Raw genomic sequence first — 21814 nt, 5'->3', positions numbered from 1 at the left:
ATTTTATTTAGACCATTATTATTATCTTTGATTTTATTTTTTGTGTTATTTTTTATTATGGGGTTTACTTTTAAGTTTAAATTTATGAATTGATCTATCTAGAGCAGCTTAATATGAATTCAATAAGTGCTTAGTTGCTGATTAACTAATCTGTAGTTTGGATCTATCCCCTCATGATAGACAGTGGAAAAAAAGTTCATGTTACAATGAACTTAACACTGTAGATCGGAGGGATTTTTATATACCCAAGAAAGCACAACCGTTTACCCGATATAGCGAAAAGACGGTTCATCTACGAACGTACATCCCATTGCGCTAGTTTCAAAAAAATTTGATAAGCAAAATAATAACTGAAAGTCACCGACACTTAAGTCATGTGGAGTGCGTAGCTCGGATGGACTTTATCGGAAAAGGCTGAAAACCAAAATTTGTGATGGTTTTCTTGCGCCTTTTCTCACTGTCTTTTGATTAGACACACTCCCGGACATTACGTTAAAAGTTATTGGCAGGCCTTCAAGCTGGAGTAAGTGCATAGCTCGACCGCTATTAAAGAGTATGCCAGCTTGTTAAAGCCAGCATTGTCCAGGTCGTTGCTTAAGCTTCTTTTCCAGCTTATCTGGGACTGAAGAGACGCTTTGGGGCTCGATTTTTTTCAATGCGAGAAGTCCATGCGGCTCTTGTTTTATAAATGCAGTCTATTTAAAGCGGCTGGGAGGTACAAACATGCTAAAAACGATATTAGTTGTAGACGACGATCAAGAAATCGTAAAACTCATCACAAAGAGTTTAAGGTATGAGCAATTTGCAATACTTTCGGCATATTCGGGTAGAGAAGCCTTATCCATATTGGAAGAAAATGAAATTGATTTCATCGTTCTTGATATAGTGATGCCTGATATGGATGGACTTGATGTCTGCAGAAGTATCCGAAATTCTTATAATGTTCCAATTCTGTTTTTAAGTGCACGTGATAAGGACATTGATAAAATCGTCGGGCTCGAAATAGGAGCAGACGACTACATGACCAAACCTTTCAGTATTCAGGAGCTTGTCTCCAGGATAAAGGCTCACTTCAGAAAAGTGGATAGGCTTTTTAAAGAGTGGGATGAACTTAGTCCCAGTAACGAAAAGACGAATTCTGCGCTCATTTTGAACGATAAGACGTTTGAAGCATACCTGAATAGCAGGAAGCTCGACTTATCAACGAAGGAATTTCAGATTCTGTCTATCCTCATGCGCCACCCCAATAATGTATTGACTCGTGAGCAGATATATGAAAACGTCTGGGGAGACGAATACGGAGAAATAAATACCGTAACGGTTCATATAAAAAATATCCGTAAGAAACTTGGTCCTGAATATGACTTTATTAAAACAATATGGGGCATAGGATATAAATACACGGAAAGAGAGCAATAGTATGAAACTGAAAATAAAGCTTCCTCTTTTGTTCCTGCTGATGTTTATAATATTCATGTTTTCGATTGGAATGTACCTGAAGCTTGTCTTTGCAGTATATTCTCCTATACGCAGTTCATTGCTGGACTCGCGATATATAGCATTGCTCCTGCCCATATTTGCAATTGCCTGCATCATATTTATTATTCTAATTATCTATATTCATTTTTGCATAGAGAAACCCATTCAGCTTCTGAATACCAGGCTTGAAGAAGTAAATATTGTACATCCACTGCCTCCGCTAGCTTTAAGAAGTAATGACGAGATCGGAGAACTTTATAAACACTTCAATAAGATGGAGCATCGGCTTCAACTCGCGCACAAAGAGCAGACTGATATGATCGCGGCAATTGCCCACGACTTGAAAACTCCCTTGACATCTATTAATGGCTTTACTGAACTGCTGGCTATGCACAAGGATTTACCAGAAACTGAAAAGCAGGAATATTATGATTTGATTCAAAAGAAGTCAGGATATATGGTCGAACTCATCAATGATTTCTCCAGCTTCACCAAAGAAAAACTGGAGTTGGAATCTATGGTAGCTAAACCTGTAAAAGCATCAAAATTATTTGAAAACATTGCCCTTGAATATGAATATGAGTTGGCGGGACTTGACAACGAGCTTACTTGCCGCCATTCATTCACGGAAAATATATGGCTGATGATCAATGAACCGATGATACGTCGGGTTTTCGGCAACCTCTTTAGCAATGCTGTAAGATATGGAGGGAAAAATAAGCTGAAAGTGTATATGACCGGTTACCCGCTAGGACAGTATGCCTTTTTTCAAATCGAGGATAATGGAATTGGAGTGCCGGATAAGGATATATCTTCTCTGTTCCTCAAATTTTTCACTGTGGATAAATCGCGACAAATCCAAAAGGGCGGGCTGGGGCTGGGTCTTGCAAGCTGTAAATCCATTATTGAACATCATAGGGGCGAAATTGACGCCTACCCTTCCGAATATGGCGGTTTGGGGATAAGATTCAGCCTTCCCTTGGCCGCACAACACTGATTTTATTTTTTGCACATTTTCTTTTACTACAGGAGTTAAAGGCTGCTGCCAGCTGTGAACACCCAGGCAGCAGCCATTTTTTATTTTTTTAGTGTTTTATAATTTTTTATATTCTCTTTACAAACATTTATTTTTCTTTTAAAGAAGCTTTATCTTTGTGTTGTAAAAATTACTTGTAGTAAAAAAACTACAAGAACTAGAACTGGAAAAGGGGATGTTACAATGTCAATTGAGTTCAGCCGTTGGCCCAATCACTACATGATGTCATACCAAGTCACCAAAGCTTTAGGTATGGCAAGCCTCGGTGCTACGGACGTCACCGAGATCTACGAGGCCTGCAAAAAAATCGACCCCGAAGACAAGGACACGTGGCACAGGGAATGGCTCATAACGGCTCAGGCATTGGAAAGACACGGCAAGGAGGCCGAAACAGCTGGAAACTGGTATACAGCACGAAACTGCTACGTTCGTGCCTGCAATTACTACAGAATTGCAGAATATACGGTGATGGATGATGACACCGAGAAAATCCGTGTATTTAAAAAAGTAAATGAACTCTTCGAAGCTGCCGGGAAGTACTTCGATGTCCAACCGGAGAAGATCCAAGTCGATTACGAAGATGTCAAGCTGGATGGTTACTTCTTCTCCCCTTCCTGGATAAAAGGTCCGAAGCCGACCCTTTTTGCTCTCAACGGTGGTGACGAGTGGTCAATTGAAAACTATTTCTGGCTAGGTCCCGCTTTTATTTCGTGTGGATATAACTTTCTGGTCTATGATCAGCCTGGCACCGGCCTCTCGCTGTACGAAAAGGGAAAAGGAAGACGAGCGGACAGTGAGGCTTTCCATTCCCGAGCAATCGACTTTCTTCTAACGCGGCCAGAAGTCGATCCCGACAAGATTATCGTGCACGGTGAGAGTTTTGCGGCTTACGACTCTTTGCGATTCGCTTCGTTCGATCACAGAATTGCTGCCGTCATCTCCGACGGCGGTACGCATGCCTTTGATTGGGATGCAATGCTTAAATGGATGCCACCGAGTCTGGCCGCGCATGGCATGAGAATTCTGGGGGCAAAAAGCTTGAAGGACTTTGCGGGTAATCCGCGTTTTGCCTATGATCTTGAAGGCGTGCTCCACCAGATAGAATGTCCGCTTCTTGTAATGCACGGAGCGGAAGAGATATTGGTTCAGCCAAATCCGCTGACACAAGCCTTGAAAAATTATGAGCAAGCGGGATCGAAAAACAAGACGTTCTTCCCGATAGAGGATAGACGACTTGGGGGATTAGAACACTGTCAGGTAGACAACATCAACGTGCTGCATGAGGTAGTGCTGAATTGGCTCTGCTCAATTGGTCTTGGGCCAGCCGCACCTCGCCCTAAGTGATTGCCAGAGGCACCCAGCGCTATCATGAAAAGGCAAAATTCGATATATTGAAAGATTTAGATTTCTGACTGAGCTTATTCAGGAGTGTCCTACTTGGAATCCTGAATAAGCTCTCTCTTTATTAAGGAATTGAAGACTGTGAGTATCCAATACATACTGATAGTTTGACGCGCACGGCTAAGTAACTCACCGGTTTCGCCAAAGGTGTGTCCTTCGAGACAAAGGCGAACCGCTAGATATCTTTCGTATAGCCGTTTGTCTAAGGTTGTTTCATTGCTGTATTTAACCGTTCAATCTCTACGTTGCTCATTTTCATCGCCGCTTCGAATTCTTTTAAAATGTATTACCTGATTTGGCGATAGGAGAGACTTTGTTAGTTTCTTATGACGTTCTATATAGATGATATTGTATCCTGTGCTGGAAAGTTGACCTAGCTATAATTACTTCGAATGGGTAACTGATATTATGATGTTTAAAGATGAGAATGGGAATATCAAAGCTGTATATAAAGACGACAAAGGTCAACAGAAAGATTTCATTGTAAAAGTTAAATCCTATACAGATATTGTCCAACCTATAGACGAGAAAACAATGCCTTAATCATCTGTGCAGATATCGCTAAATTCAAACATATCGCCCGGGCACAAGACTACCACGGAGTCAAGTTCGGGAAGGCTATTACGTTTTAGAACGACAGTGAAGGCTTTGGATTGTTCGTTAGCTAGTTCAGAAAGATTGAGACGGAGCAAGGTATACAGGACGTCATCGTTGATATGAAACCGACCGGCCACTACTGGTTGAACCTGGCCCATTTCTTGAAAGAACAGCACGTGACCCTTATATCGTGAGTACCATCGGGAAATTCTCCAGTTACACGATATTCCTCATTCGCGCCATTTCTATTGCTTCTTCGCGGTTGTTGACGCCGAGTTCGAGTAGAGAATCGAGCAGTAATTGCGAATCGTTCCCTCCGATAAAAATAGCTTGGCAGCGATCGATTTGTAGCGCAGTCCGCTCGACAGCTGCTCCAGAATCTCCATCTCGCGTTTCGTAAGCCATACGGGTAGTTCCCCTGACTTGAACCAATTTTTTTCAATTGCTCACGATGACGCTTCATATTTTCGAAAACTCGCGTAGCGACTGATTGGTCGATCCAGGTTCCTCCATTATAAATAAGTTTCAAGGCTTCTTTCATCTCCCGCGGATGAACCGATTTCAGCATGTAGCCTTCTGCCCCGCGCTCCAATGCAGTTGCTGCCTGCAAGGAGTCCTTAAACGTTGTCATGAACACAACCTAATATTAGGCCATCGTTGTTTCATCTCAAGTAAAGCCTCAATTCCGTCCATTCCCTGCATACAAATATCCATATTAGCACGATATCTGGTTGGCAGCGATCACAATGTTCTAATACTTCGCGTCCGTCCCTGGCTGTACTAACGACTTTAAATTCAGCATGCTGATCCAAAATTTGCTTCAAGCTTTCGGTAATGATCACCTGGTCATCAACGATCAACAGGCGGATCGCATCTTGTACAGGCTCTGTCTGCAACGGAATATTACATATGACGAAAGTTCCTTCTCCTGACTCGGAGTGCACGGACACCGTGCCGTGAAATAGTTCAAGTCGTTCTTTCATTCTATTGAGCCCAAATCTAAATTTGATTTCTTCCATTCCGATGCCGTTATCTTCGATCTGTAATCTACTGAATTAAAATATTAAACGCGAAGCCGATGGCAAAACCAAGGCTGCAGCTAACGATAAACTCATACGGGAGACGTTCAATACCGGGAATACGATTCCGCTAAGGATTCCTGTCCACACATAGGTTCTTCGACTGCTCGTCAAGCCGATAGTTATCACGAGTAAAACAAAAGACCAAAGCAAGCCCGGGACTGCGTAGGCTAAGTAAAAATAAAAAAAAGCCCGTTACCGTGACTTCGATTGTGAGATACCAGTCTTCTTTCCTATAGAGGATGATTAATGGAACGAGATAAACGACGAAAGCAAGAGAAAGTACAACAAAAGCGACTTAACGGTCAATGACGGATCGACAAAACCAGCGCTTGCGATAATGACTAGCCAAAGCGTTCGTATGGCTACAAGTATCCAATCATACCAGAACTTTTTTTCATTATCGAGAGCACGAATTACGCACACCTTCTTATATTTTTTGCAAATCAATTTTCGAATGATTCTGACCTAGTCATATAAGACAGTTGACAGTTTGTCATGCGGTATATATGACAGGTCCAAGTACGATGTCATCAAAGTTTGGCAGTTTTATCACTGTTCGATTTAACAATATCGGAGGTAAGGTAAGGGGGTAAAGCAGAGCAACATTCTAAAATAATGGAGCGAGTGCGTTATGAAATCATTCACCATTCTAAAAGGAGTGGAACTTACTTTAACAGCTATATTGGCGGGTACACTGACTTATGGAACTGTCCACGCAGAGGGTCAGACGGCAAAAAAATCGTCCGTTACGAAACATCGAATATCAGAATTAGTATATGCAGATTTTCAATACCATTCCGACCTATTTGCTACTCTGATACTTACCTTACTAAAGTTTAAGTGCTTCATATTGGCTTACTATTTTTGGTCGCACTTATATATGAATTAAACTTGAGCGAGCAGCGATGTGGATCAAATTGTGTGACGGACCCCCAACCTGAAACAAAAATTAACTTTTTTTTAAGAATTTCTTTACGTTTAATTAAGACTTGTTTTTCATACTTAATCATATAAAGTAGGCAACCGGATGTATCCGGCCCCGCCAGTACTTCAGCCCGTATGTTCTTTTGGTTAAATCCTCGATCATAAAGTTAACAGAGATAAGGAATTCGCGTAGGAATATTATTCCAATTTGACAATTTCAATGGAATTTGTCGATTAAAATAAGAATGAGGGATGGTTGGATCAATGTTGCTTCGTTTACGCAAATCTTCAATGCAGGCAGTCTGGATGGTGTGGGAAAGAGGGTTCGATTGGATTTCACGCTTTCGCGGATCGCATACATCGCACTTTGGAATTTGTAAAGTCATGATTAAGAAACACCGAGGGGAGAGCATCGTCTGTGCGGACTCCACCATCATCGATAGAGGCGATCTGGTCGGGGAACTCCATCTCAATAATGAAAAGATTTTGATGCTGATCAAATCCGAAGACTCAGACCGCGCGGCGCTCATGACGGCCCGGCTTACACGGAAATCTATGCAGCAGATAAGCGAGGCATTCGCAAGTCAGCCGGAGTTCAGAGAGGTGAAGGCGTTAGTCGCCATTACGCTGCTTCATCGTGGTTTGATACATGGTCTTGGTTTCGAACAACAACCGATGAAGTCTGATCTGTTCCAACGCATTACAACGGCTTATCTAAGATTATTGTTATCCGTCATGCACCCTGAAGGCAAGAAGCGGATTGGTCGCAAGACCGAACAATTGATACCGATGATGCTGATTCACTCCCGCAGCTCGTTGAGGAACCGATTTATGACGATGAAGAGACAGTCCGTTTCAAAGGAGTTAAGTCTACCCAAATCAGATCCAATTAATTAAAAACAAAAGAAACTAAGAGCATGGGCGGTATGAAGTTGGAACACAGCGACTGGAAACCCATACCACCCAGAGGTAATCTATTTTTCATCATGCTCTGTAACAAAGGCGGGAAGGCATTCATGGATGAAATTATGGAATTTTTACAGAACTTCGGAGCGATGGGACTTTTTATTCACGCTATGCTTGATGCGATTATCTTCCCTATCCCGGCGTTCTTCCTGCAGCTTTCTTTAAGCGCGGTGCAACCGGAGTCGGCTTTATGGCTCGCTACGGTTGGCTTTGCCGGAAGCCTGCTTGGGACACCGATCGGTTATGGGATCGGCAAGCTGTGGGGAAAGCATGTTTTAGGGAAAAAATGGCTGGATTCGGCAAGCGACTTATTTGCCCGCCGCGGCGAGGCCGCAATCCTGATCGGATCGTTCACTCCGATCCCATTTAAAATATTTTCGATTTTATCCGGATGCATGAATTATACGTTATGGAAGCTGCTCAGCTATGCGGCTATTGGCCGGGCGGTGAAGTTTTATGTAGTCGGTTTTCTCTTCTATATATATGGCCGGGCGGCAGAGAATATGGTAAACCAAGTTCTCACGATTATGCTGGTGGGCATTGGTATAGCGATTGCAACAATATGGTTCTTGATACGGAAGCTGTCTGAGCGGAGGAAGATAAGGGATGAACATCAACCGATCGAAAAAACAGGGAATGGAGGCGGAAAGAAGGATGCAGTGGATAAGGCGAATTGATCAAACGATGTTCTTCTGGTGCAACCATCGGCTGAGTAGTCGGGCCCTGGACAGATTGTTCGGATGGATTACCCATTTGGGTGGAGCTTTATTTACCATCATTTGCGCAGGGTCCTTGGCATGGTTCGCCGAGGGGGAGTTCAGCAGAATCGGGCTGCAAAGCTTGATCGCACTGACCGTTAGCCATATCGTTGCTGTTCTGATCAAGAGAAAGGTGCGCAGAGACCGGCCTTTCCGCAAGCTGGAGCAGGTAAAGGTAGGCAAATTCCCGTTGAAGGATTATTCCTTCCCATCCGGCCATACAACTGCTATTTTCGCCCTAGTTACACCTTTTATGTTGACCTCATCGCCGGCAATTATGCTTGTCTTGATTGGTCTGGCCTTGTTGGTGGCCATATCCCGGGTTTATTGGGGCTATCACTATCCAATCGATTGTGTGGCTGGTGGGATGGTCGGATTCCTAACGGCGGTGCTGGTTATTTTATTCATACATAGTTAAATTTCACGAAGGAGGCGATTGTTGATGAATAACATAAAACGGGAAAAGCTGCTGATTTTGTCCGGCGCGCTCGGGGATGGACATATGCAGGCGGCCAAGGCGATTTTGGAGGCATCGGTGTTGTACAAACAGGGAGTAGAGGTGGTCGACTTTATGCAATGGATCCATCCCCGCATGCATGTGGTTGAACGGTATTGCTTCCTGCAATGGGTGAAGCATTTTCCCACCTCATACGGATATATGTATCAGAAGACTCGGACGGACAGTACACTTACTTTCTTCCTGAAGCATTTTCTCACGACCAGCCTGCAGCGGCTGCTCAAACTTCTGAATGAGGAACAGCCGACGTTGATTGTCAGTACGTTCCCGCTGGCATCAGCAGCCATTTCCTTGCTTAAGGAAAAAGGGATGACGGATCTGCCAGCGGCAACAGTCATTACCGACCATTCCGATCACAGCTATTGGATACATCCGTTTACGGATCTGTATCTGGTCGGCTCCGAAGGTGTGCGTGCAGCTCTGCAGAGAAAAGGCATTGCTAACCACAAAATTGCTGTAACGGGCATCCCTATTCGCCCATCCTACAGTCAGACCGACAATAAAGACCGGCTGCGCGAGAAGCTGGCCTTGCCTTTTGACGCCTTTGTCGTGCTGGTGATGGGCGGCGGTTGCGGGATTATAGATAAATCCTTCATCGAGCAAATGCAATCTGACTCTTTTCCCCCTTACGTGCAATTTGTGATCGTATGCGGACGAAATGTGAAGCTGCTGAACCGCCTGCATGAAGCGTTGGGAGACAGGGATAACGTCATGCTGACAGGCTTCCTGGAGGGAATCCATGAATGGATGGCGTCCGCAGACGTATTGATTACCAAGCCGGGCGGACTGACGACCTCCGAAGCGCTGGCGCTTCAGCTTCCCATGCTGCTGCTGGAGCCACGGCTGGGGCAGGAAAAGGATAATGCCGATTATTTGATTCAAGCGGGAGTAGCGTATCTATGTCAGATTGACAATTTGCAGAATCAGCTTCAGCAGCTGGTTCAACAGCCTTTCCTATTGGAAGAAATGAGGGAGAAAGCAGGGCTGTGCAGGCAGCAGGATTCCGCCAGACTTGCGGTCATGCAAATTCTGAGCATGCAGAGCGATACCCAGGAAGAAAAATGGGTTTGCTCCTTGCAGCAGTATGCTTAAGCTTAATTTTCACTAAGGGGGATAAAGACGTTGCTTGTTAAATATTTGTTGATTGGGCTCATAGGCTTCATCAGTCTGTATATGCTAATCCCTAGTTTTCTTCCAAGGATGGTCAGGTTTGGAGCCTTTCGTAAGGGAACGACCAAGAACCAGGTAGCGTTCACGTTCGACGATGGGCCGCATCCGAGGTATACACCGGAATTATTGGATTTATTGCAGGATTATCAAGTGAAGGCCACATTCTTCGTGCTTGGCTCGCAGGCAGAACTGCACCCGGATCTAATCAGAAGAATGGATCGTGAAGGTCATCAGATTGGAATCCACAATTACGATCACACCTCCAATTGGCTGATGCTTCCCTGGACGGTGCGGCGTGATCATATGAAACGGACCGCAGATATTATTGAATCCATAATTGGAAAAAGGCCGGATCACTATCGTCCGCCATGGGGGCTCATGAACGCTTTCGATTTCTTTCATCCCAAATCGTACCGCATCGTACTCTGGTCCTTGAAGGGTGGGGATTGGCGCAGCAGAAGCTGCCGCAAGAAGCTAAAGGCAACGCTGCTGAACGGAATTACGGACGGATCTGTTATTTTGCTGCATGACAGCGGAGATACGCCGGGAGCGGACCGTCACGCGCCATATTTTATGCTTCGGGCTCTGGAGGACGTACTGCATCAATTACAGGGACGCAACTTGCAATTCGTTCGTCTGGATGAAATGGCTTGACAAGTGAAATGAGGTGACAATAGTGGGACAGGAACCACAAATTTTAATTTTAACGGCCGATTACGGAGAAGGTCATCATCAGGTGTCCAAGGTGTTGCAGCAAAGCTTGATTCGCAATGGTTATAGTCAGGTGGCGGTTATCGACTTGTTCCGGGAAGCTTATCCTGTGCTGAACAAAATAATCCGCTTTCTATACCGGCAAAGCCCGCATGCAGCCAGCCTAGGCATTCCCTATTACGGATGGATCTACCATCTGACCAACCGGCTTCCCATGAAGGGAAAGATTGCGGCCTGGATGAACAGCCTTGGCGGCGACAGGCTCAAGAAAATCATCCTCCAGTACCAACCAGAAGTCATCATTTATACATTCCCGTTCGGCAGCTTGCCAAGCAGCGAGGCATTATCTACGATCCGTCCCCGGACTGCTGTTGTCATAACGGACTTTGACGTTCACCGAAGATGGCTGCTCGCCAAGCCGGATCACTATTTTGTCCCTGCCAGCGACGTGAAAGAGACCATGGTCAGGCAAGGTGTCCCCGAGAGTCGTATTACCGTGACCGGAATTCCGGTCAGGGAATCATTTTATGATGCGGCAATGATCGGTTCCAGCTCCGTTAAAGCGGCAGATGAGCATGTGATTCTGCTTATGGCCAACGTCTGCGGCACATTGCAATCGATATCGAGGCTCATCAAGAAGCTGCTACTCTTGTCAGGCGTCCGCATTCAAGTGATTTGCGGCCGGCAGAAAAGATGGAGACGGAGACTTGCGGAGAGCTGGGCGGATGACGCAAGAGTGGATGTATTCGGCTTCACCTATCAATTGCATGTTTTGATGAGCAGTGCCTGCTGCGTCATCACGAAAGCAGGAGGCGTTACACTATCCGAGACGATTCAGGCCGGGGTTCCGATTTTCATCCTAAATCCCTTTCTGGGGCAGGAGAAGGAAAATGCCTTGTATTTGCAGCGCAAAGGAGCGGCAGCCGTGGCCTTTTCGATTCAGGATCTGGTGTTGCAGATACAAGCGATGATCTCCTCTGAACCGATCAAGCAGTCGATGATGAACGGGCTGCTCGCAACAAGGCATAAAACGTCTGCGGACCATATTATTCGGCATTTGTTCCCTGAGGCAAGCCCCTTAAGAAGGGATGGAATATGATGAGCGGGAGGAGCGCGTTCAAGCTTTCTACTCTGATGCTGTTCACGGTGCTTTTTTGCACAGAGTTTGTCCGAAGCGCTTTCTTGTTCTCGTTCCTACCGAACTTTGCCGTCAACGAATCGGGGCAAACCGTTGCTTGGGTCGGTCTTGCCGTCTCGCTTCATTATACAGCCGATACGCTAATTAAATGTGTGGCTGGATATTTGCTGGACAGGTTTTCGCTACGCTGGCTGCTGCCCGCCACTTTCGTCCTAATGCTGTCCGGACTAGCCGCTGTGTTCTTTAGTCCATATGCCTGGGGGCTCGTAGCCGGTTCCGTGATGCTTGGGATGGGGGCGTCGCCTATATGGCTCATTTGTCTGGAGAAAATCCGGCTGACGGAACGGGCAGCCCAGATTGGGGCGATATACACTGTGTGGCTGGCCTGCATCGGTCTGGGGCCGACCCCTTGCATCTCCAGAGCGTCAGCTTTGCCGAACAAGCAGCAGGACTGCGAAGAAGACTCGTTCAGCTGAAATGGCTGCTGCCAGGCATGGTCCTGCAGATGACCGCTGCGGGACTGCTGCTGCCGATACTACCCGGTTTTGCCGCTGACCATCTCCGTCTGAGCCAGCCGCAATATTCGATAATGCTCATATTAGGCGGGACCGGCGCGATACTGTTTCTGGTCCCGATGGGGAAGCTGGCCGATCGATGGGGACACAAGCAAATGCTGTTCACCGGTTTCGTATCGCTTACGGTCATATTGGCTCTGTTAATCGTATCCATGCCGCCGCCTGCATTATCGATGTTGTTTGCCTTTATGCTGGGATTGTCTTACTCAGCCGTGCTTCCGGCCTGGAATGCGGTGCTGTCGTACCTTGTTCCGGAGGATCAGAAGGGGACCGGGTGGGGAGTACTCTCCGGGATTGAAGGGCTCGGTATTATGATTGGTCCGGTCATAGGGGGATGGATAGCCAGCCAGTATACAAATGACGCTGCCATTAGCATCAGCGCTGCTTTACTGGCTGTTCTTGCACTTTTTTATTTGATTTTGCCGCAAAACAAGCTTGTCTCGGCTCGTGGGACATTGCAGCACGAGAGGGAGAATGCTCATGGACCTGATCGAGTTAGTTGAACAATTGTTTCACGAATTGGATACCTGGTCTTGCTCATCGGCTTGCCGCCGACTTCATCGCGCTCCCTATTCCGCGCTACCGTTGTATTACAGTTGGCTCAGGAGAAAAAATTGAACCTGGATGATTCATCGAAAAATGGCTGCCGGGGGTCATAAAGGGTAATGGGTAGGACAGCAGCAAAATTACGATTCGTCAGTTATTGAACCATACGTAGATTCACCTATAGGTAAAGTCGGACTAAGGATTTTTGAAATAAAAACAGCTGACGGGCAATCATACCGGGAGCATGCCGGCGGTACTTTCGGATTTGAGTCAAGAGCCTTCGGATCTTTAGGCGGGCAGCATATTTTGGTAACGTGCATCAACTCGGTAGCCCCGGAAGTGGGCCGGCTCACAATAAAATAATCGATAAGGAGTTTGACTGTTAAGTTTAAAGCCGACATCGTGCCCTTTATTTGAGGGCGAATGTCGGTTTCTGCTATAATTAACCGTCGTTTCATGCAATCGAGGCACATATGTCCGCGTTCAGAAGAAAACGACTTCAAAATAGATAAGTGTACTAGGGACATAACGACGGCGTATTTTATATTCAGTCGGTGAGCTCTACTATCAAAATTCTGTAACTTGACTTTTAAAACTACAAATTGCGGTATAACCTGCTGGCAGGGGTTCAAATAGACGATATATTTTTAGGGAAAGAGGTCTAAATCTTGAAAAAATACGTATTAAATACAAGTAGTATAGCTTTATTTGCGATGACACTCTTTCTTGTGCTACTCGTTGGCTGTACAAAACAGGGGGCTTCAACTCCGCCTACTGAAAAGGAGCCGCCAAACTCAAACGCAGCGAATGTGGTTTTTAAACAGCTTGAAACCAAGTTTGACGCGCGGCTGGGCGTATATGTTATTGATACGGGAACAGGGAAAGAGGTTGCCTATCGGGCTGATGAACGTTTTGCCTATGCATCCACCTACAAGGCACTGGCAGCAGGCGCGGTCCTGCAGCAGAAGTCTAACGATGAACTAGGCAAAGTCATTAAGTTTGCCAAGGATGATCTGGTCACGTATTCACCGATTACGGAACAGCATGTGGATACCGGGATGAATCTCAAGGAAATCAGTGATGCGGCCATTCGTTATAGCGACAATACGGCAGGAAATTTGCTGTTAAAGGCGCTCGGCGGACCCGAAGGGTTTGAAAAAGCGATGAGAGACAACGGTGACACTGTGGTTATGGCCAACCGTTATGAGACAGAGTTGAACGAAGCGATTCCTGGGGACCACCGTGATACGAGTACGCCCAACGCCCTTGCCAACAGCTTCAAAGCGCTGACGATTGACGATTCCATGCATAATGACAAACAAGAGCTGCTTATCGGTTGGTTAAAGGAAAATACTACTGGTGACGAACTAATTCGGGCGGCTGTGCCAGAAGGATGGGTAGTTGGTGACAAGACAGGCGCAGGAAGCTATGGCACACGTAACGATGTTGCCATCGTATGGCCTCCGGATCGGGAACCGATCATTATTGCCGTAATGTCCAGCCGTGATACCGAAGATGCAGAGTATAACAATGCCTTAATCGCTGAGGCAGCCAAGGCGGCCTTTAAGGCTCTGGAGTAAGCGTAGCGAAGTTGGGGTTATGCATGTAGCTGTCCGAAGACTACTGCCGTTTCTTTTTCAGACTCGTTTTTAGACTCCTAGGATTATAGTTACAAACTTATATAATCAATCTAAGTGAAGCACGGCTTTGCCCGAGAATTTCCGTTCCATAAGATTACGGGCAACCGTGTCAATTTCGGTCCAAGGCGCCTCCACTTGGATTCGTGGGACTAACCGCTCATCTGTGACCAGCCGGGCCAGCAAACTCAGATCGTCCGCGACTGATTGACGAGTGAGTTCCTCACCTAAAAAGAAGCTGTACAAGGTTCTTCCTCCGCTGGTCACCATATTCTTCATATCGATCATTGCGGTATTTGAAGAGGAAAATCCTACTGCAACGCAAATCCCTTGGGGCGCTAGCTGCGGCAGCAACGCCGCCAGTGTATTGCCGCCTACTGAATCGATGATCAGATCGTACGGCCCAAATTTGCTGGCTGATGAAATTGCGGAATATCCAATGATCACTTCGTCGGATCCGATCTCCCGAACAAGCTCCGCCTTTTCTTCCGTGCTTGCCGTACCTACAACGTATGCGCCGGATTGGACTGCAAGCTGATGGGCGAATAGCCCAACTCCGCCGCTAGAGCCTGTAATGAAAATCCGTTTGCCAAGCAGCATGCCGCCTTTTCGAAGTGCATAAAGAGCCGTGAGCCCTGCTACGGGGAGGGTAGCCGCCTCTGTAAAAGTGAGTTTGTCTGGGATTTCGGCCACCAACGATACGGGAGCAGCCACTTGCTCGCTCCAGGCTCCCATCGGGAGCAAACCAACAACCCTGGCCCCTTTTTGCGGTCCTGCGCCGTTCTCTGCCGGCTCGATGACAATCCCGGCGAAATCCCAGCCAAGACGGCTAGATATTTCCTGATTTTTAGCGTCACTCACTTCACCACGGTTGAGTGAGACGGCCTTCACTTGCACAAGCGCTTCCCATGTCTTAGGCTGCGGGGCGTCAACTTCCTTGAAGACCAAATGAGACGGAGCATGCGGATCAACAACAATAGTACGAATCATATCGGTTTTCCTCCATGTTGGTTATGGTCATTAGATGACCTTCATTTCAATGAGGAGTATACTTTAAATAAAGGTTCGGCCCAAGTGCAGAACTACACTTCATTAGAGAAGGGAAGAGAAGATGGATATAGATACGGAGAATTCCAGACATAGAATCGTAATGGGAGAAATTGAAGCCCTGCGGATAAAACGCCAGCAAAAGCTTGTCGATCGACCTCAACCGTCCTTGAAACGATTTACTCAACAAGAGCTGAACGACGAGGCTTTTCCTTCGTATAAAAATCTGCTGGTTGGACGTACCCGCCGTATACCGGCCCGCCAGACGATAATAAACATTGCAGAATATCTTGAGTGTACATCCGACGAGCGTAATGATTTGCTTTTGGCAGCCGGTTTTCTTCCAATTCAGACCGAATTGTATGGACGGTCGTTGGAGCGTGCATTAGAGTGGGCTCAGCAAACGATGAGGAGTATTCCTTTTCCCGCTATGGTCGTAACACATACTCAGGACATCAAGGGCTTAAATGAGCCGTTTCATCAATTGTTCGAAATCCCTCTCGACCGTTCATATGACGGGTTAATGAATAGGGTCGATTTACATTTTAATTCTGGTTTTCCTATCCGGTCCCGCTCCACGTTTGACAAGGCGTCGTTTAAGCAGTGGGAGGAGCACATCATAAACGGAATACAAGCCTTTAAGAGTGAGCACATGCTCTCGCGTTATGATGCGTGGTATCAAAAATTGCTGGATAGAGTTCAGAAATATAACGCGTGCGAATATCTGAGTGTGCCGGATGTAGGGGGAAATGTTGATCAAATACAAACAATTCTAGCCAGAATGGAAAGCTCCGGAGACCTTATTCCCCTACGCTACAGACAGGTTTCGATTTCCGCAGGCGGCCGCTTATATCCGCAAATTGAGGTTTTCCTGCCGGTAGATTCTGCCGCGCGCACAGTTTTCGAGAACCTGGGATGTCCAGTTGATTGTGCATTTGTCTAATCCGACACTTACAAGAGGATGGAATCGAAAGTTATTGGTAGCTGATAATTCCCAGTGGTTTATTAAACTCCCTCAGTATGATTTAGTTTTCTCACTCAGGCTCATGAATTCGCAGGATTTCACCGGTAGCTCTGAATATTTGGCTAGAATTTTGCGAATTCCCCGAGCGGTATATTTTTTCTTCCATAATGATTCACGCTTAATAGCCGCCTATTCGTATTTATGGGTTGGAAAACGGGCTTCATTTTGAAAAAACTTGAGTAGTACGGCAAATCCAATCCTGGTTTCCCCAGTCTTGTTCTCGATCAACCTCATCTCGTTCGGTAGGATCGTAAAATGTTCGATTAATTCGTCCAGTTCCCAATTCCGTTTCATGTTATTTCCTCCAATTAAAAGTTCCTATAACGGTGAGTATCGGAACTTAGTGCTTGGAATAAGTATATCCAAACTGTATATTTTAGACAATAAGAGTCTCAAATAGCTCGAAGTTTCGCATATAAAAATAAATTCGGTACTTTTTTTATTAATGGGGACGGGCAGTTAAGTTTAGCGGATACAGATTTTTTTTGTACGCATTTTTTAACAAGAACATATGTTTGTTTTTTCCTTTTCTTTTGAGCAAATATTTTGTATGATAAAAGAGACGTGAATGATAGAGGAGGAGTTTGGATGTATCGACAAGTGGATGATTTTTTAAAGGAATGGGCAGTGGCTGTGAAAGGGACATTGCAAGTATTACAAGCCGTAACAGATGACAAATTAGGACAAAGTATTTTTGAAGGGCATAGTACACTAGGTTGGTTAGGCTGGCATTTAGTAGAAACAACAGGTTATTTTAGTCATTTAGCAGGTTTAACTGTACCAATGATTGGTCAAGATGAACCAGTTCCAGCGACAGCAAGAGAAATTGTAGCAGCCTACGAAAAAGCAGCAGAGGCGGTCAAGGAAGAGGTAGCCAAGCTATCAAATGAGGACTTGCTAACAGAAACAGGCTTAGAAAGTCTTGCAACAAAAGGTTCATTATTACGTTTCTTAATTGACCACCAAACACATCACCGCGGCCAAATGATGGTGCTATTACGTCAAGCAGGCTTACCAGTACCGCCTGTGATGGGTCCAACAAAAGAAATGTAATAACGAATAGATGTCTTCCTTGGTAGTGACTCCTCAAAGTTAGAGTTTTTAATATGCAGCTGATTAGTTGGTTTGAGTTCGGTATTGCATTGGACTCGGCCAGCCAATAAAAAGTATAAGAAACACCCTCAGCGAGTACGTGAACAAATTCCCCTTCACGCCTTCGTTTTTATTTTCCCCTCCATTTTCCAATGTACTAAACTAGAGGTAGGTGCAAACATGATCCAATTAACAAACCGCCAGGCACGGCAATTTCTGTTGTTGAAGCATGGACTTTTGGGCGAACATAAATTTAGTGAGAAGAAGGGCGTATTGGACTTTGTTCGGCAGGTCAGCTGCATTCAATACGACCCCATCGATGTTTGCGGAAAAAACGCCGAATTGGTTCTACAATCGCGAATTAAGGGATTTACCAAGGGAATGCTCGCTGAGCTGCTGTATGAGGATAGAAGCCTTGTCGATTATCCCGACAAAAACCTGGCCATTATCTCTGTCGAGGACTGGCCGTATTTTGAGCGATACAGGCAAGCTGCCCGACAACATGCCGAACGCTATCCCGCAATGGAAGCGTTGACAGCGCAAGTACGGGCTCATATCCAAAATCGCGGTGCACTAAGTTCGGATGATATAAAATTGGATGGAGATTTCTCTTGGCAATCGGCCATCCACTGGAGCGGTGGAAACAATTCATCTCGATCGGTGCTGGAACAGATGTATTCGACGGGTGAGTTGATTATCCATCATAAAAAAGGAACGCGTAAATATTACGATATAGCCAAGAAGTACATACAGCCAAATCTGCTGAATGCATCAGAGCCGCTGGAGGATGAGCTTGAGCATCATAAGTGGCGGGTACTGCGTCGAATCGGCTCTGTTGGTCTCTTATGGAATCGTGCGTCAGATGCATGGCTGAATATATGGGGGTTGAAGGCAGCACAGCGCAACGAGGTTTTTCGCCAGCTATTACAAGAAGCTCGCATTGTTGCCGTTTCCGTGGAACAAATGAAGGAGATGCTGTACTGCCTCGCGGAGGATTTACTGCTTATTGAAGCCGTTCTGAAAAATCAGGAGCCGAAATTGCGTTGTGAGCTTATTGCCCCTCTAGATAATTTCATATGGGACAGAAAACTTATCAACGAATTGTTTGGCTTCGACTACACCTGGGAGATTTACACGCCTGCAATCAAACGAAAATTCGGCTATTATGTGCTGCCTCTATTATATGGAGAAAGCTTCATTGGACGAGTCGAGATAATCGTGGAGCGAAAAACTGGAACACTCGTTCTTAAAAACATCTGGTACGAGAACGGTGTGAAGCAAACAACGCAATTGCGAACAGCCTTGAACAGTTGTTTCCAAAAGTTTGCGATATTCAACGGGTGTGAGACGATTTCGATAGAGTCTATGAACTGATATGTTCATTTACTTCTAGATGGAGGTGAGTTGCATTTTGTATTAGCTGTGCTTTTTAATAATATTCTTAAGCTAATTGACAATTTATCATTTGTCGGGTGACAAAAACATAGTAACACTAGAAGCCGCTTTTTATATTTATGTTATCAAGTTCTTGTCAAAACACAATGACATGAACTTGATAACATTCCCGATAGGATTTCATCGACGGCGACAGCGCCCTTTTATTAAACTAAGGGGCAGGGTAGTCGATGTTTTTACGAATACTTTATATTTGAAAGATATTTGCGAAATTCGTAGATAAGAGGCTATGAGAAAGTGATATAAACTTTGGGCGATAGATGAAAAAGGAGAGCCTGCTTGCCTTATACGGATTTTCTTATAATGGACTGATTAAAACCCATGAAAACGTGGGTTCTTTTTTATGCAACATTGGCGGTACCTTTGTGTGATCAAACATAGGGCTTTAGCAGTTAGACACCATTCATAGTTATAGTGAATAAGTGGATAAAGTGTATAATGAAGAAAATAGGAACGGAGGACAAATGGGTGAAGATACAACTATGGGTACTAATCATTTCTATTGGTGGAGTAGTATTAGCGACATTCATTTCTGTGTTTGCTGTGCTTCGATTGAAAAAGAGTCATCAAACGGCGACTGACGAACAGAAGAATAGTAGAAGAGTAAACTTAGCCATACCGTCTAAAACGTTTGAAGTTGAACTCCATCAATCACTCTTTCAGGACTGGGGAAGTGATGTGGAGGAATCGTTTCAAGACGATAAATCGTTTGTTTATCTAGAAGTTTATAATCATGGAAATATCCCAGCAGAAAATGTCATGGTTGAGATTGCGGTTGATTTTGATGAATTAAATGATTTTATGAAAGATCATACCGCTTTAAATGATGAAGATGATCATTCATTTTATCTTTCTGAGGAAGAAGAAAAAGTCGTTATTTCATTTAATAAAGTAGAAAATATCAAACATGAAATCAGTTTTCATCTTGAGGAATTGGGAACGATTCATTCTGTTGGCGCGGAAAAACATAGTATAAAAATACATCTTCCTAAATGGTACATATACTTATTGAACCTGAGATACATATGGCGAAGAGGGAAGAAGAGCATACTAATAATAAGGTGAAGTACAGAATTAAGGGTGAGTTAATAATAGAATAACTGTTTGGCACGGTTTATATGGCTTATCAGTAGGTAGTCGTTCTTTTTTGTTTCAAAAGAAGATACTTAAGAATACCCTGGCAGCCAGCTACAAGGCAATTAAAATGGACAAATGGACTTCAAGTATCAGCTTGAACGGATACTTATACTTTTTAGTTAAAATAAGCCTCTATAATATAATACATTGGAGAATTAGCACAATAAATAAGGTAGTTATAGATAGTAATTTTACATTTAAATCACAGCGAGTTATGGACACCAAAAAAAATTTGGCAAAACTTGTTGTCCGAGTTCTCTGTTATTATACATATTCACAAAACCCGTATTTTGTACATATGTTAGTGAATTGAAAAGTGATTTACGCCTAAATATGACTTCCTTGGATCGCTATCTGGATGATATGAACTTTGTCGTCGATGTAATCACATTTGAATGAAGGCAGGACAAAACAGGCTGCCTTTAAAGGGCAACCTGTTTCTAGTTAGTTATTTGAGGACAGTGAAGATGAATTTCTCCAGCGCTCCTGTATCAGTAATGCACTGATTGCATCCTTGGCTCTCCTTACACACGTATTGGCCAATGGCAGAAAAATGGTCCGGCGAAGCGCTCGAAGGCTTGGTCCTAACCGTGAAGAATGCAAGCTCCTGATGGCGATTGCAGAACAGGCAGTACCCTTTTTTATGGGTCGGTGTGATCCTTCCCTCTATGCCAATAAACTGCCCTTCGAACGGATATACAATGAATAATTTATTTGTGGCAATATCTACCCAGCTCAGATACGTCAAATATCGAAAGTCAATGGATCGTAAATCAGGTACTATCAGTTTCTTATTCTTAGGGAACAGTTTCTGAATCTGCTTCAGCGTAATCGGTGGATATGGTTCCAGGTATGCTTCTAATGCGCTAAGATATTTCCGGAAATCATATGTCGTCTCGAAGGTCGATATTTGCTCCAGCATCTGCTGCTGATCCCCTGTCAGATATGGAAATGCTTCAATAATGCTCGCTGCAGCACGATACCTTACGGTCTCCAAGACGCTTCGATCCGCGACGGTTGCAGTGTATTCTGAAGAAATTCCGCTTGTTTCTTAATCATGTTATATTGATGGTTTCTAATAAATGGTGTACTCATAGCTCTTCAGCCCCTTATTTTCGTGAATGATCATAAGGTGCAAAGCCCGTTATTAGAAACGATAAAGTTAAGTTCGGACGATCGAATTTATTCTATCGCACCCCACGCAAAGTATCGCCCTAGGTCAGGCTTTGCATGAGGACTTCCTAGCTAATGAGCAATCCAGCATTGCCATCAACAGAACCCCCAATCACATATAACCTGCGAAAAGTATAGCAGGAAATTTTATAAGAGGCAATTTACAAATCATATAAAATGCTCAATCCTCCCCACTTTCGCTTCGTTAGCTTTGTGTAATTTGCAGTCTTCACTTGATTTAAATAATTCTTCGAATTGGTTGTATCTACTTCAATCACCGCTGTCAGGCCATCCTTGAACTCAATAAAGCTGGTAAAGCCGTCAGACTCCTATCACCTTCATATAGAGT

The 21814-nt window shown here is 44.7% G+C and carries 18 protein-coding genes and 3 pseudogenes; 17 read left to right on the top strand and 4 right to left on the bottom strand.

Annotation, left to right across the window (positions count from 1 at the left end; translation table 11 throughout):
* The first annotated feature begins 723 nt into the window (after positions 1-723).
* The 3 genes from ACQQ6X_RS22865 (at position 724) to ACQQ6X_RS22855 (ending at position 3859) form a co-directional block, all read left to right on the top strand.
* Positions 724-1419, top strand: a complete 696-nt coding sequence (locus ACQQ6X_RS22865; protein WP_305167174.1) for a response regulator transcription factor — start codon at positions 724-726, stop codon at positions 1417-1419.
* A 1-nt stretch (position 1420) separates the two neighbouring features.
* The gene (locus ACQQ6X_RS22860) at positions 1421-2476 is read left to right on the top strand and encodes a HAMP domain-containing sensor histidine kinase (protein WP_044785989.1); all 1056 of its coding nucleotides are present in this window, start codon (positions 1421-1423) and stop codon (positions 2474-2476) included.
* Positions 2477-2698: 222 nt separating this feature from the next.
* Positions 2699-3859, top strand: coding sequence for an alpha/beta hydrolase family protein (locus ACQQ6X_RS22855; RefSeq protein WP_305167173.1), 1161 nt, complete (start codon positions 2699-2701; stop codon positions 3857-3859).
* 870 nt (positions 3860-4729) lie between these two features.
* Here the strand turns inward: ACQQ6X_RS22855 and ACQQ6X_RS22850 are convergent.
* Positions 4730-6009, bottom strand: a pseudogene (locus ACQQ6X_RS22850) (response regulator).
* A 774-nt stretch (positions 6010-6783) separates the two neighbouring features.
* Between ACQQ6X_RS22850 and ACQQ6X_RS22845 the strand changes: the two are divergent.
* The 10 genes and pseudogenes from ACQQ6X_RS22845 to bla all read left to right on the top strand — a co-directional run bounded on the left by ACQQ6X_RS22845 (position 6784) and on the right by bla (position 14480).
* Positions 6784-7416, top strand: coding sequence for a YkoP family protein (locus ACQQ6X_RS22845; RefSeq protein ID WP_305167219.1), 633 nt, complete (start codon positions 6784-6786; stop codon positions 7414-7416).
* Positions 7417-7535: 119 nt separating this feature from the next.
* The gene (locus ACQQ6X_RS22840) at positions 7536-8162 is read left to right on the top strand and encodes a YqaA family protein (protein ID WP_305167172.1); all 627 of its coding nucleotides are present in this window, start codon (positions 7536-7538) and stop codon (positions 8160-8162) included.
* Positions 8140-8661: a phosphatase PAP2 family protein gene (locus ACQQ6X_RS22835; protein WP_305167171.1), complete on the top strand. Its 522-nt coding sequence runs from the start codon at positions 8140-8142 to the stop codon at positions 8659-8661. Before ACQQ6X_RS22840 ends, ACQQ6X_RS22835 begins: the two co-directional genes overlap by 23 nt.
* 24 nt (positions 8662-8685) lie before the next feature.
* Complete coding sequence (locus ACQQ6X_RS22830) at positions 8686-9852, top strand: MGDG synthase family glycosyltransferase (RefSeq protein ID WP_305167170.1); 1167 nt, start codon at positions 8686-8688, stop codon at positions 9850-9852.
* Positions 9853-9882: 30 nt separating this feature from the next.
* A complete protein-coding gene (locus ACQQ6X_RS22825; RefSeq protein ID WP_305167169.1) occupies positions 9883-10584 on the top strand; it encodes a polysaccharide deacetylase family protein in 702 nt (233 codons plus the stop codon).
* Positions 10585-10606: 22 nt separating this feature from the next.
* Complete coding sequence (locus ACQQ6X_RS22820) at positions 10607-11740, top strand: MGDG synthase family glycosyltransferase (protein ID WP_305167168.1); 1134 nt, start codon at positions 10607-10609, stop codon at positions 11738-11740.
* A complete protein-coding gene (locus ACQQ6X_RS22815) occupies positions 11737-12255 on the top strand; it encodes an MFS transporter (RefSeq protein ID WP_305167167.1) in 519 nt (172 codons plus the stop codon). The genes ACQQ6X_RS22820 and ACQQ6X_RS22815 overlap by 4 nt, the downstream gene beginning before the upstream one ends.
* Positions 12189-12857 (top strand): MFS transporter, encoded by a 669-nt coding sequence (locus ACQQ6X_RS22810; protein WP_305167166.1) that lies wholly within the window; start codon positions 12189-12191, stop codon positions 12855-12857. The genes ACQQ6X_RS22815 and ACQQ6X_RS22810 overlap by 67 nt, the downstream gene beginning before the upstream one ends.
* 211 nt (positions 12858-13068) lie before the next feature.
* Positions 13069-13286, top strand: a pseudogene (locus ACQQ6X_RS22805) (serine hydrolase domain-containing protein); the annotation flags it as partial.
* Between the two features lie 282 nt (positions 13287-13568).
* A complete protein-coding gene (gene bla, locus ACQQ6X_RS22800; protein ID WP_305167165.1) occupies positions 13569-14480 on the top strand; it encodes a class A beta-lactamase in 912 nt (303 codons plus the stop codon).
* Positions 14481-14585: 105 nt separating this feature from the next.
* Here bla and ACQQ6X_RS22795 read toward each other — a convergent pair whose 3' ends face one another.
* On the bottom strand, positions 14586-15527 hold the full coding sequence (locus tag ACQQ6X_RS22795; protein ID WP_305167164.1) for a zinc-binding dehydrogenase: 942 nt from the start codon (positions 15525-15527) through the stop codon (positions 14586-14588).
* A gap of 121 nt (positions 15528-15648) precedes the next feature.
* On the opposite strand from ACQQ6X_RS22795, the gene ACQQ6X_RS22790 reads away from it, so the two are divergent.
* Positions 15649-16527 (top strand): hypothetical protein, encoded by an 879-nt coding sequence (locus ACQQ6X_RS22790; protein WP_305167163.1) that lies wholly within the window; start codon positions 15649-15651, stop codon positions 16525-16527.
* A 210-nt stretch (positions 16528-16737) separates the two neighbouring features.
* Here ACQQ6X_RS22790 and ACQQ6X_RS22785 read toward each other — a convergent pair whose 3' ends face one another.
* Positions 16738-16902, bottom strand: coding sequence for a hypothetical protein (locus ACQQ6X_RS22785; protein WP_187360710.1), 165 nt, complete (start codon positions 16900-16902; stop codon positions 16738-16740).
* Positions 16903-17196: 294 nt separating this feature from the next.
* Between ACQQ6X_RS22785 and ACQQ6X_RS22780 the strand changes: the two genes are divergently transcribed.
* The 3 genes from ACQQ6X_RS22780 to ACQQ6X_RS22770 all read left to right on the top strand — a co-directional run bounded on the left by ACQQ6X_RS22780 (position 17197) and on the right by ACQQ6X_RS22770 (position 20220).
* Positions 17197-17661, top strand: a complete 465-nt coding sequence (locus ACQQ6X_RS22780) for a DinB family protein (protein WP_305167162.1) — start codon at positions 17197-17199, stop codon at positions 17659-17661.
* Positions 17662-17880: 219 nt separating this feature from the next.
* Entirely contained in the window at positions 17881-19074 is a 1194-nt protein-coding gene (locus tag ACQQ6X_RS22775; RefSeq protein WP_305167161.1) for a winged helix-turn-helix domain-containing protein, read from the top strand.
* 549 nt (positions 19075-19623) lie between these two features.
* Entirely contained in the window at positions 19624-20220 is a 597-nt protein-coding gene (locus tag ACQQ6X_RS22770) for a hypothetical protein (protein WP_305167160.1), read from the top strand.
* 520 nt (positions 20221-20740) lie between these two features.
* Here ACQQ6X_RS22770 and ACQQ6X_RS22765 read toward each other — a convergent pair.
* Positions 20741-21387: pseudogene (locus ACQQ6X_RS22765) on the bottom strand (FusB/FusC family EF-G-binding protein).
* Positions 21388-21814 lie beyond the last annotated feature (427 nt).

The organism is Paenibacillus ottowii, from assembly GCF_050516475.1.
Lineage (GTDB): Bacteria > Bacillota > Bacilli > Paenibacillales > Paenibacillaceae > Paenibacillus > Paenibacillus ottowii.
This window is presented reverse-complemented; position numbering and strand designations above follow the sequence as displayed.